This is a genomic window from Nocardia sp. CA-120079 (assembly GCF_050955745.1).
Classification (GTDB): domain Bacteria; phylum Actinomycetota; class Actinomycetes; order Mycobacteriales; family Mycobacteriaceae; genus Nocardia.
This window is the reverse complement of the sequence record NZ_CP192088.1, coordinates 18,744-30,350: the sequence shown is the minus strand read 5'-3', so window position 1 is coordinate 30,350 and position 11,607 is coordinate 18,744. Positions and strand designations below refer to the sequence as shown.

Sequence of the window (11,607 nt, the reverse complement as noted above, 5' to 3'; positions counted from 1 at the left end):
GGCGACTACCCCGCAATCCTTATCCGGAACGCGGCGATGCGACAGCAGAATCTCAGGATCACCAGGTATCACTGACTGGTCATACCCCTCATGAGGAGCCTGACCAGTGACGAAACCGGATCTCGCGCGCCGAAGGGCGCTGTACGACGCCGAGGCACGACTGTCCTGGGTGCTCGCCGCACTGGCCGGTCTCATCGGAGCCGCGGCCTTCATGCATACCGCGGGCTACTTCGTCACGTTCATGACCGGCAATACCGAGCGCGCGGTCCTCGGCTACTTCCACGACGAACCCGATATCGCCGTCGCCGCGGCGCTGCTCATGCTCTCGTTCCTCGCCGGCGTCGTGGTGGCCTCCTGGTGTCGCACGCACTACTGGTCCGGCCATCCGCACGGCCCGACCCTGCTCACCACGCTCAGCCTCGCCGTGGCATCCCTGCTGGACGGCATCATGTACTGGGCGACGAGCGCCACCAATATCGACCTCATCCCGATCCTGTTCGTCGCCTTCGGGGTCGGCGCGCTCAACACCTCGTTCGTCAAGAACGGCGAGGTTTCGATACCTCTGAGCTACGTCACCGGCACCCTCGTAAAAATGGGCCAGGGCATCGAACGCCATATCAGCGGCGGCGATTACGCCGACTGGCTCGGCTACTTGCTGCTCTATGCCGCCTTCTGCGCGGGCGCGCTGCTGGGCGGATTGCTGAGCCTGATCGTCGCGGGCTGGGCCATGCTCATCACCGCCACCGTGGTGTGCCTGATCACTACCTGCTTCACCTACCTGCACCTGGACCGCCACGGCCCGCCCACGACGAGCTGACCCACGTGCGCGCCGTCGAGGCGACGGATACGGTTGTCCGGTGGGGAGTTTCGAGGATCCAACGCCGGATCACCTTGCGGCACTTGCACAACACAGCACCTGGGCCGAAATCCGACCGCTATTGCGGCCGATTCTGCGTCCGACGACCTACAAACAGGCCGCACTCGACAACCTGCTGCACCGCTGGCCCGAGGCCGCCGAGATCGACACCCGGTTCGTCAGCCGCCCGGCCTTCCCGTTCGTCGACGAATTGGTCGCGATCGACCTGCCGAACACGCGAACAGTCATCAACTACTCGACCATGGCGCTCTGGCCTGTTTCGGCCGACGAGGTCTTCACCGCGGCCCGCGAAAATCTGGAAGCCATTGCGCAGCCGCATGATCCGCGCGGCAATGCCATCCTCACCGGCACCGATCGCGACGGCAGCGCATACCTCACCTCCTGGCCGCTCGCCCCGGGTTGGTTGGCGAGCTTCAGTCAGCGCTACGCCGGCCGCCGCCCCGTAGTCTTCATGCCCGACATCGACACACTGATCGTGGTCCCCGATATCCCACACCTGCTCGCCCGCATCTACCGCCAGGTCGAGCAACAGTATGTGGATGCACGCCAACGCCTCTCGCCGCAGGGCTACACCCTCGACGAGGACGACACCGTCGTTCCCTTCGATCGCGCAGGCCGACACGAACAACACCAGGCTGCCGTCCGCGCCGGATACCGACTTGCCATGTGGGAGTATGCCGTCCAGGCCCACTGGCTCAACCAGGCGCTCGAACGCGACCTCGAATTCACCCGCTACGACCTGAAGATGGCCATCGTCGGCGACATGAAGCCGGCGGGCACCGACACCCACCCCTACACCTACACCGTCTGGGGACAAGGCGTCGACTACCTGCTCCCCGCCGCCGACTACATCATGTTCGCCGGCACCGACGCCGCCGACAACGCCGTTCCCATCTGCACCGTCCCACTCACCGCCGCCCTCGAAATAACCGGCCTCACACCGATTCCCGGCATGTCTCCCATTCGCTTCGAAGCCCGCTTCTGGCCCGATGAAACGATGCTCACCCAGTTGAAGCAGGCCTCGGTCGCCCTGTGAATCAAGCCGGTACCCGGTCCGCATATCCGAACTCCCACGGCGAAGATGGCACATCGCTCGAACCGCACGACGCAGGCCTGGTCGATTATGCGCGGAGCTTCACGCGTTGACCGTCCGCCCACTCGGGCGCGAAGCCCGGCCTCCGGTTCGGCCGGAGTTGCGCTCAAATCCTTGGCCGCGCAGATCTTGTGCGCCACGATCGTTGTAGCGATGCTAGCGCATACGGGTCTCGCGGTCCGCATAGCGCTGTAGCCAGCTGGTGAGCGTGACGAGCAGCTAGTCAGCCGCAGCGTGTCGGGTGGCTAGGACGCGCTCGGCCCGACACCGTCGAGCAGTCCGGCCCAGCGGATCGCCGCGGTCATCGAAACTCGGCGAGGTCTCGAGGATGCGACCGTTACGCGGAATGCGGCAGCGAACCCGAGAATAGTGGACCCATCGGTCCGGGTGCGGATGTGCGGGGTGGGCACGCGCGTGCCTTTCGGTCATGCGCCGAATCTCTCAGATCAGATACGTGGACCTGGCCCGGCCTAAGATCATAGATCTAGGCCGTGACCTGCACGGTTCCTGGTGGAGCCTAGGGGAATCGAACCCCTAACCCCTGCTTGGATTTTCGCCGGTTTTGCACATCCATGTTCGTCCACCAAAGTCCGTAGATGTATTGCGGCACAAGGGCTTTACGAGATACATCCGTCCGCTTCCGTTTGTCGGATTCCATACGAATCCGGGGAGGTTTGTACGGGGAAAGTATGGGATTCAATTCCCCAGAACACGGGAAAGCCCCCGACTCCGTACGTAAGTCGGGGGCTTCCTTTGCCCGCGTGAGTCCAGCACGCGGACGCCTTCGAGGGGATCGGGCGCGTCAGCTCATCGCGAGAACGCCCCGGCCACGCACGGCCGGGGCGTTCCCCCGTCGTTGCGACGAGCACGCGTCACAACAACAGCCAGCCCGGTCGGTTGTCCACCCACACCACCGGTCGGGGAATCGTGCCGTCGCCGATGCACGCCCACAGCGTGGAGGTGGGCATACCGTGATACCGGTCGCGGATCATCGCGGTATCGGCGAACCGCACTGTCGGCGGCCGAAGGAACGACTCACCCTCCGGGCTCCATGCACTGATGCACGCCAACGACCAACCGCTGTGGTCGCCGATCTCGATATCGGGCGCGGGCACCCACACGTAGGTGCTGTGCCGCCAGGCGGACAGCTTCGAGGCTGCCACTCCGGTCATGAGCGCGAACTGGGTGAGGCCGAAGTAGCGGCGTAACCCGGCGTCGCGGGAGTCCGGCCGGTAGGCCGCAGCGCGGGGCATCTGGCTCGCGGGAAGCCTCACCGTTCGCCCCACTCGCGCACCGCATCCGCGACCCGCTCTACCAATTCGACGGGCAACCCGATCGGGCGCGGCGGACCGACGAACGCGGACCGCTCCGGCAACTCGGTGTCGACCACAGAGTCGGCGTCGATGTCGATGAACGCCGCGCCGAGCGCCGGAGTGGTCTCCAGCGCGGGCACCTCGACGGCGTCGAATTCGTCGACCCAACCGTCGTCGCCGACGAGACCGACTGTGCCGTCGCTGAACTCGATGTAGCCGCTCACCGCACGGCCCTCGTATCCGGCACAGCCTCCCCGGCATCGACGAGACACCAGAACGCCGCGTACTTCGCGGCGCACAGGTCAGTCGCGCATTCGCGATGCCGCTGCATCTCGGCGTGCGCCCGCTCGGGGGTGTACCCCTCGGCCGGGGCACGGTGCGACGGCTCCAGCTCCCAGGAGTCCGTACGCAGCGAACCTTGTGCCGCAACACGTTCCAAGATGTCAGCGGCCGGTATCGCGCCGTCCGGTACCGCATCGCCGCCGCGGTCGAGCAACCACGGCAATAGGACGAACAGCAGACCGCCGAGCAGCAATACAGCCGCAACGGTGACGCATGTGGCAATAAGTTCCGCAGTCATGGGCGTGCCGCCTCCCGGTGGGCTCCGGTTGTAGTTGGGAGCACCCGCCGCCGGGACCGGTCGAGGATGGTTATCCCAGCGGCGGGGCCAATTCGAGCGTCACTCGCCGAGCGGCTGCGAAGTGGCACAACCTGTGTCACCGTGGGAGGCATGGATGAAACTGGGGTCGGAGCGCGGACCGCCAGGGCTCGCAAGCTCGCACGACTCACACAACCCGAACTGGCACACAAAGCGAACGTGTCAGTGTCACTGCTGCGCAAGGTCGAACAAGGCGCGCGGCCCGCATCGCCCGCCTTCATCGCTGCCGTGGCTCGCCAACTCGGCGTGAATATCGAGGATCTGACCGGGCAGCCCTACACACCACAGCCCGCCGACTCCACCGCGCACGCAACCATCGGAGACCTGCGCCGTCGAATAATGGCCTTCAATGACGAACCACTCACCAGGCCAACGACTTTGGAGGAAATCGCCGCAGCACTGAACCGTGTCCGTGAGGGTATGCGCCGCGCTCAATACTCCGACCTCACGGCCGAGCTTCCCGACGTGATCCACGGGCTTCACGTCCTCGCGGCCGACGTACCCCCCGGGCATGACCTCGAACAGGTCTATTCCACGCTGGCCTACGCCTACAACAGGGCATCGTCGTTCGCCTACCGGTACGGGTACCTCGATCTCGCGGGGTTGGCGGCCGAGCGTTGCGTGTGGGCCGCCGAGCACAGCGGCGATCCGATATGGCCGATCGCGGCCGAGTACCACCGTGCCCTGATCCTGCTGTACTCCGGCGCCTACGCGAGCGGCCTCAAAGTCGTCGACCGCGCCTACTCCGCCAGCGAGCAGCTGCCCACGACACCAGACCTTCTCGCCGTCCGGGGTGCGCTGCATCTGCGTGGATCGATCCTGTCGGCCCGAGCGCTCGACGGTGACACCGCCGACTCGCATTTACGGGAGGCCCACGGCATCGGCGAAGTAGTCACTTCAGAACTGGCCAAGGACTACGGCACGCAATTCCAGATGCCCAACGTGGCAATCCACTCCGTCGCCGTACCCGTCGAACTGTGCGACGGGACCACAGCCGTGGCTCGCGCCGAACAAATCCGGCTGCCCGCGTCGGTCGCGCCGTCGCGCGCCGGGCATCACTGGATCGACGTGTCCCGGGCGTGGTTGCTGCACGGCGACAAGGCCCGTGCGCTCGGCAGCCTCGAGCAGGCCCGCAAGATCGCACCGGAGCTGACCCGCAACCACCCCCAGGTGCACGAGACGCTGCGCGTCCTGGCGCATTCACGGCGCGGCACCGACACACTCACGCGCTTCGCCCGCTGGGCCAACGTCAAGATCTGAGCTTGGCCTCAGCCACGGCCGCGACCCACACGTCGAATCCGTGCCGCTGTCCAGTGGCTTCCTCCGCCATTGCGAGCCAGTCCGACCGCAGCTCACACCACCGCCGCCAATCGGCCGCCACCTGGTCGCTACGCAACCCCGCACCCGGAATCCGACCGTAGCTGTAGAACTGGCCAGCCGCGCCGGCCAACTCCAACGCTTCGGCCAGCACCGCAGGCACCCCACGCCGCGCCGACCGCTCAGCCCACCTCGCCACGCGCGCGCCTCACACGATCCCAACGCACCACCGCGGCCCGCTGATGACGTTCAGACTTCACCGCCCCGCCCGGGTTCGGGCTCAGCCGCGCCACCAGATCCGCCTGCGCACGCTCCAACTGCCGCAGCTCCGCCGACAACCGCACCACCGAACTCGCCCGCGGCTCGTCCCGCTCCAGCTCGGCATCCAGCTGCGACTGCAACACGGACGCACGATCAGCGGCCCGCCCGGCGAGCTTGAGATAGATCTCTTCCCGCTCAGTCCACAGCGCACCCCGAGGCAGCTCAGCGTCCATACGCTGCTTGATCTCGTCCGACGGCTGCACAGTCGGGGCTTCCTTCCAGTAATCCGGGCGCAATGCACCCGGCCTTAGCACCTAGCTGTCCGACTGACGGCTGTCGAGTCGTTGACCCCCCTCCCCACCCCCTTGGCCCTGTTGGTGCTGGTAGGGGGCTTGCGGGGTGGTTTGGGTGGTGGTCTGCGTGTCGTGTCGTGACAATGTGCTGGTCAGATGAATGCGCCGGGGGCGTGTCGGAGTGGGTCGCGGTGTTCGCCGACTGAGCCGTGCGGCGCGTCGGCGGGGATGCTTTCGAGGGCGACCGCGCTCCCTGGTGCGCTGCTGGGTGGTTCGTGCTCGTCGGCCCATTGCTCGATCCCGTTGAGGCTCGCGCCGTTGAGTTCGGTCGGCATGTCGAGCTTGTAGCGGGTCGAGCGGATGAGGGCGAACGACTTGTCGCTGGGCAGCTGCTCCAGTTCGCTGAGTTGTTCGATGCTGCCAGGCAAGACCTCGTCGGCGGACTGGACGATGTCGTGCCAGCCGCTGTGCACGGCGCGCTGCAGCACGGCCTTGGCGAGATGGGTGTCTCCGGAGTTGCGGGCACGGTTGAACGCGCGGATGGCTGCTTGCTCGCTGTCGATGGCGTCGGCGCGGTCCTGGGCGTCGCGCCAGGAGATCAGGGCGGCAGGGTCGTCGGTGTGGCGCATTCCGAACAGGGAGCGCTCGAGGTCGAGGCGTTGGGTCTTCACCTTGGTCTCGTACTTGGTGATCAGGTCGTCGACTTGGCGTCGGGCGGTGAGGTAGGCGTTGGCGATGGCGTTGCGCTTGCCGGTGTCGCTGTAGCGGCTGTCGGCGTTGATGCGTGAGATTGCGGCGGTGAGGTTGCGGCGGATGTCGGGCATCTCCGCCGCGTCGGGGATAGAGACCATGGTGTGCTCCTTTTCTGTGGTGGGTTAGGTGGCCGCCATCAGGCCAATTGCCTTCATTTGGCCTTGTCGTTCGACCAGGTCGGCCAGGTCCGTGACGTCTGCGACGCGGGCGTGGATGGTTGGGGCGTAGGCCGGTTGCGGGGTGCGGGGTGCGGCCTGGGTGTTGATGTTGAGGGCCGCTGAGTCGATTCGGGCGGGTGACCAGATCGACGCGTTGATGGACTCGAGCAGCGGTAGAGCGCTGTCGAATGTCTCGGTTTGGTGGGGGCTGAGCACGCGTTCCGGCCGGATGGTCTGCTTGAGCATCAGCCCTATGCCGTTGGCTTCGCCGCCTTGGTCGTAGCCGTGGCCTTGGCCCCACATGGTGGACAGGTCCGAGCCGTAGCGCGCACGGTAGTACCGAAGGGCGGCAACCATGTTCGATGCGGGGTTGGTGCGGTCGTTGGGCAAGGTCGGGTCGCGGTACTGGAGGAAGGTCCCCTTGGCGACCTGCAGCAGACCGACCGCTTCGTTGCCGCCAGTGTTGACGTCGACGACCTGTTGCACGACGTTGGGGTCGCCACCGGACTCCGATTGGATTTGGGCGAGCATGAGGCCGACTTGCCCGGTGCTGAAGCCTTCGCGTTGCAGGGTTGCCAGGGCGAGCGGGCGCCACCGTTCGACGCCGGTACCGCCCGCGTAGGCAACGCCGGGCGCTGTGGCGTCGCCGCTGCCGAGGTTCGGGTTGATGGACAGCCCGCCGGTGACCGGGCCTGCGCCGGGTATCTGCGTCGTCAAGCTCGGGTCGTTGACGCTCGTCGACGACTGAGGCGTCGATGTGGTCGCGATGCTTGGGAGGTTCTGCGGGGTGTAGCTGTAGCCTCCCGCTTGGCCTTGCTGCTGGGTGAAGAAGTCGACGCCTGTCTTGATCGCGCCGCTGTAGTAGCCGGTTTCGCTGAGGATGCTGTTCTCGAGACCGAGGCCCGACAAGATGCCGGTGGCCAGGATGCTGCCCGCTTTCGACAGGAACCCTTGCAGGGACACCGGGACGGAGCCGCTGCCGTTCTTGGTGGCCGACTCGAGTGCGTTCTGGGCTTGCTGATATTTCAGGTCGGCGGCCAACCGGTCTTGGTCGGTGGATGCCGGATTCGCATAGACGGCGTTGCGTTCACTGTTCGCGGTGTCGACCGCGGCCTTGCCCTGTAGCTCTTGCAGCTGGGAGTCGGTGCGGCGCCCGGGGAGCGCGGCTTGCGGGTACAGCGTGGACTGGCCGGTGGTAATACCGGATCCGGGAATACCGGCCGCGGTATCGCCACCCATCGCGAGGTAGGCGTGCTGGTTGAACATGGACGCGCCGTACCCGATGGCTTGGCCGCCGTACATGACTTTGCCTGTGGCACCGCCACTTTCAACGTTGGTGTTGTTCGGCAGGGTGCCCGCGGTGTGACCGCCTGCGGGCATTGACGGGTCGTTGACCCAACCGACGCGGAAGCTACCTGCGGTCCCGCTGCCGGACTGGAATCCGAGTGCCGACAACCATTCACCCTCGTTGGCGGTGGACATGCGGCCCTGGTTCGGGGCGAAGCCGACCGCGACGTTCGCGAGTTTGGAGATGAACCCTGAGCAGTCCAGGTCGCCGCCGTACGGCTGGCCGTCGAGGCTTTTCGCATATGCCGCAAGGCTCTCGACGGCGCCGCCGTCGGCCATACCGCGGACTTCTCCGCGCTTGAGTGCGGCCCGGAACCGGTACACCCCGGCTTGGCCGCCGAGCTTGTTGACGTCGGTCGTGTCGAGCATGTGTTCGCCGGGCATTCCGAGGATCGGCACGGAGTCACGGCCCGGGATGCCGCCGTCGATCGGGCCGCCCCCAGCTCGCCGGATCGGCTGTGCGCCTTGGGGTTTGGAGTAGTTGCCAGTGCCTGTGAACCACTCCGGAAGAGGAGTGAAGACGACCTCTACGGGCTTGGTGGCGGGCGCGGTGATCTGGGCGATACCGGCCTTGGCGACTTCGTCCTTCAGGATGATCTCGACCTTGCCGCCGGGCAGTGCGGTGACCTGGGTGGCGAGTGCGCGCAGCTCGGCGGGCAACGCATCGACACTGGGCGCGTTCACCACGATCGTGTTCGACTTCGGTACCGCGGCCACCGACACCTTGAGGTTGTCGAACTGGGTGGCGAGGTCACCGGTCACTTTGAAGGTGCCTTCGGTCGCGGCCTGGTAGTCGCGCATGTCGTTTCCGGCCTTGGCGGTCTTGGTGCCGAGGCCGTTCATTTCGCCGCCGAGGGTGACCGCGGATTCGCCGATGTCGGGGAGGACGGCTTTCAGCTCGGCTAGGTCGGAGAGGCTGCCGTTGCCGTTCTTGGCCCATGCCTGGTCGAACTTGGCTACAGCTTCCGGGATGCCTTGCAGTGCCTGTGCCACTTCGGTTTTCGACAGATGCAGAGTTTGCGCGGTCTGGTCGAACTGCATTTGCGCGTTCTTGTCGCGGGGATACTGCTCGAGGATGATCTGGGTGAGGCGATCGTTGATCTCCGTCTTGGCCTTCGGGTCGAGACCGAGGCCTGCGTTGACGTACGCCTGCGGATCCACGCCGAGGGTTTTCGCGCGGGTGAGAAACCCGCGAGAGGTCAGGTCCTTGGCGGTGGTGCTGACCGTTTCCTTGGTGACATCACCGGACGCGCTGAGCGTTTCGCGTAACTCGTCGACCTTGCGGCGCTGTTCCTCCGCCGCGCGGGCCGCTTCTTCGTGCTTGCGCGTCAGATACGTCAAACCGGCGCCCGCACCGATCGTCAGTGCGGCGATGCCCAGAGGACCGGCCGCGCCGAGCAGGCTACCCAGACCACCGACCGCGCCGGATGCACCCGACGCACCGTTCAGGCCGTTGCGGAAGTTCGAGACCTGCGTATTGGCCTGCATGATGGCGTATTTGGCGGCATCGAAAATCGGGCCGATCACCTTGAACGCCAGATAGCCGGTCACGACATCGCGCACAAGCCCGGGGTGTGCGGCGAGCAGACCCGCGGCGGCGTTGAGGAACGGCATCGCGATGCCGGACCAGGTTCGGAATCCTTCGTAGACGCCGCGCAAGATGTTCGGCAGATCAGCAAGCAGCGGTTTGATCTTGTCCATGTCGCCGCGTGCGTCGCGGAAGAATTCCTTCAACTTCTCTTGTCCCTCACTGGATTTGAGGAACTTCGCCATGTTGTCGGTCAGTTGCTCGAGGCTGCGCAGCGTGGCGCCGTTGTCCCCCGCCGCCCGGAACACGGACGCGATGGAGGATCCGACGTGGCCGGCGATCTCGGCAAGCTCCTTGAGAGAGGTGATGCCGTCCTGCATCCGCGCCTTGAGGCTGCCGTCCGCGGCGCCGCGCTGGATGAAGCTGTCAAACCGTTCGGCAGCGTGGTCGATCGCGGCCCCGAACCCCGGCAGGAACTCCGAACCGACCGTGATCAGTTTGGTAATCGCGTTGGTGAACGGCTCAGCACCCTTCGCGGCGTTCGCGAAACCAACTGTCGTGTTGCCCAACGCGGTCTTGAAGTCGACCTTGTTGGTGTCCGACGACAGGGCGGCGAGTGTGCCGCGTAGCCCGGTGTTGATCGCACCATTGATACCGACCAGACCCTCACGCAGGTTCGGCAGCTGCACGGCGGCAAGGTGGGTCACAGCCGGACCCATACCCGCAGTCAAAGCGTCCTGGGATGCCTTGCGGGCCTCGGTCCATGCCGGGCCGATCGAGCGGACGTCGTTCACCAGCTGCTGGGCGTTCGGCGACAGCTTCGCCATCGCGTCGTCGAGTTTGGTCTGTGAACCCGACCCCTTGGCCGCAGCCTCCTGCGCCTTCACCAATGCCTGGGTGGCCTGTACCTCAGCTTGGCGGGCCTCGGTGACCAGCTTCGAGCCTTCGACGCCCTTGCTGTTCGCTTCGGCGGTGTCCTGCTGCAGGTCTTGGGTTTTCGTCTGCTGCTCTGAGAGCCGTTGGACGGCTTGGTCGTAAGACAGTTTCGCCCGCGCGCGCTGCGTCGCGTCGGCGGTCGGATCGAACTGCACCTTCTGCAAGCGTTGGGCCGCTTCCTGCACCGACAGAGCGGCGTCCTGGGTCGCCAGCTTCTGGTCGACGAGGTTGCTGTTCATATCGCGAATCGCTCGGCCACTGTCCCTGTAGGCATCGGCCAAGCTCGCCTGCGACTGACGTACCCGGAACTCGGCGTCAGCCACGCTGTTGAGGGCGTCGCGCTGCGCGGTCACGTCGGAGGCAGCGTCTTTCGACGCCGCGGCGGCGGCCTTGAAAGCGGCTGGCAGCCCGTTGAATCCGGTCGCGATACCAGCAACACCAGCCAGGCCCGCGAAACCGACAGCAGGGGTCAGCAATCCCACGGCGCGCGCGGCTTTGCCTGCCTCAGCACCGATCGCAGCAATATCGGCGATCGCACCAGCGGCACCGACCACACCCAAAACCCGCAGGTTCAACGTCCCCGCGGCCTTCAGATCGTCGACGATCCTGCTGTGCCCGGCGCGGGCACGGTTGGCGGCCGTGCGGTCCAACTCCGGCCGCAGCGGGAGCGGTTCGCGCGCGGCGCGGCGCAGCGCTTCGATCTCGGCAGCCGCAGTGGCTGTGTTCGCATCGACACGGAAGGTCGCGTTCTCACGCGCCGCGGCCCGCAATGCTTCGATCTCGGCCGCAGCGACCCGGGTGTCGGCGCCGATGTTGATATCGAGGTGGAAGTCGTAGCGGCGAAGCTCGGTCTCGACCGCGGTGGGGAAGCCGAGGAAGGAGGGCTTGACGCGGATGGCAGCCGTTCCGGCGTCGAATTGCGGCATCAGCGCATCACCACCGTTGCCATGCACCCGCTCCCGTCGCTGCCGAGGCACCCGGGCAGAGGAACTCCGCGGCTGACCTGGACCGCGAAGCGCCTCCCCGTGGGATCACCAAAACGTCCACTTGCGAGATGACCGAGAACCCCTCGT

General features: G+C 66.1%; 10 protein-coding genes. 3 read left to right on the top strand and 7 right to left on the bottom strand.

The window, feature by feature from the left end; translation table 11 throughout:
• The first annotated feature begins 106 nt into the window (after positions 1 to 106).
• Both ACQPYR_RS00145 and ACQPYR_RS00140 read left to right on the top strand, forming a co-directional pair.
• Positions 107 to 817 (top strand): YoaK family protein, encoded by a 711-nt coding sequence (locus tag ACQPYR_RS00145; protein WP_433626100.1) that lies wholly within the window; start codon positions 107 to 109, stop codon positions 815 to 817.
• Positions 818 to 857: 40 nt separating this feature from the next.
• Complete coding sequence (locus tag ACQPYR_RS00140) at positions 858 to 1,913, top strand: hypothetical protein (RefSeq protein ID WP_433626098.1); 1,056 nt, start codon at positions 858 to 860, stop codon at positions 1,911 to 1,913.
• Positions 1,914 to 2,842: 929 nt separating this feature from the next.
• Here the strand turns inward: ACQPYR_RS00140 and ACQPYR_RS00135 are convergent.
• From ACQPYR_RS00135 to ACQPYR_RS00125, 3 genes are read right to left on the bottom strand one after another with little or no spacing between them, the layout of a single operon-like run.
• Entirely contained in the window at positions 2,843 to 3,244 is a 402-nt protein-coding gene (locus ACQPYR_RS00135; protein ID WP_433626096.1) for a hypothetical protein, read from the bottom strand.
• Complete coding sequence (locus tag ACQPYR_RS00130) at positions 3,241 to 3,507, bottom strand: hypothetical protein (RefSeq protein WP_433626093.1); 267 nt, start codon at positions 3,505 to 3,507, stop codon at positions 3,241 to 3,243. The genes ACQPYR_RS00135 and ACQPYR_RS00130 overlap by 4 nt, the downstream gene beginning before the upstream one ends.
• Positions 3,504 to 3,863, bottom strand: a complete 360-nt coding sequence (locus ACQPYR_RS00125; protein WP_433626090.1) for a hypothetical protein — start codon at positions 3,861 to 3,863, stop codon at positions 3,504 to 3,506. Before ACQPYR_RS00125 ends, ACQPYR_RS00130 begins: the two co-directional genes overlap by 4 nt.
• A 150-nt stretch (positions 3,864 to 4,013) precedes the next feature.
• Here ACQPYR_RS00125 and ACQPYR_RS00120 point away from each other — a divergent pair, with 150 nt between their 5' ends.
• Positions 4,014 to 5,201 carry a helix-turn-helix domain-containing protein gene (locus ACQPYR_RS00120; RefSeq protein WP_433626087.1) on the top strand — a complete coding sequence of 396 codons (1,188 nt, stop codon included), beginning with the start codon at positions 4,014 to 4,016 and terminating at the stop codon, positions 5,199 to 5,201.
• Here ACQPYR_RS00120 and ACQPYR_RS00115 read toward each other — a convergent pair.
• The 4 genes from ACQPYR_RS00115 to ACQPYR_RS00100 form a co-directional block, all read right to left on the bottom strand.
• Positions 5,191 to 5,457, bottom strand: a complete 267-nt coding sequence (locus ACQPYR_RS00115) for a hypothetical protein (RefSeq protein ID WP_433626084.1) — start codon at positions 5,455 to 5,457, stop codon at positions 5,191 to 5,193. The genes ACQPYR_RS00120 and ACQPYR_RS00115 overlap by 11 nt on opposite strands.
• Positions 5,441 to 5,782, bottom strand: a complete 342-nt coding sequence (locus tag ACQPYR_RS00110) for a hypothetical protein (RefSeq protein ID WP_433626081.1) — start codon at positions 5,780 to 5,782, stop codon at positions 5,441 to 5,443. Before ACQPYR_RS00110 ends, ACQPYR_RS00115 begins: the two co-directional genes overlap by 17 nt.
• A gap of 182 nt (positions 5,783 to 5,964) precedes the next feature.
• Entirely contained in the window at positions 5,965 to 6,663 is a 699-nt protein-coding gene (locus ACQPYR_RS00105) for a hypothetical protein (protein ID WP_433626078.1), read from the bottom strand.
• Between the two features lie 24 nt (positions 6,664 to 6,687).
• The gene (locus ACQPYR_RS00100; protein ID WP_433626076.1) at positions 6,688 to 11,511 is read right to left on the bottom strand and encodes a transglycosylase SLT domain-containing protein; all 4,824 of its coding nucleotides are present in this window, start codon (positions 11,509 to 11,511) and stop codon (positions 6,688 to 6,690) included.
• Positions 11,512 to 11,607: the final 96 nt, after the last annotated feature.

What these genes read in the sequence shown, in the direction of transcription:
- ACQPYR_RS00120 (WP_433626087.1), top strand. Translation starts at nt 4,014, where the DNA reads ATGGATGAAACTGGGGTCGGAGCGCGGACCGCCAGGGCTCGCAAGCTC.
- ACQPYR_RS00125 (WP_433626090.1), bottom strand. Translation starts at nt 3,863, where the DNA reads ATGACTGCGGAACTTATTGCCACATGCGTCACCGTTGCGGCTGTATTG.
- ACQPYR_RS00105 (WP_433626078.1), bottom strand. Translation starts at nt 6,663, where the DNA reads ATGGTCTCTATCCCCGACGCGGCGGAGATGCCCGACATCCGCCGCAAC.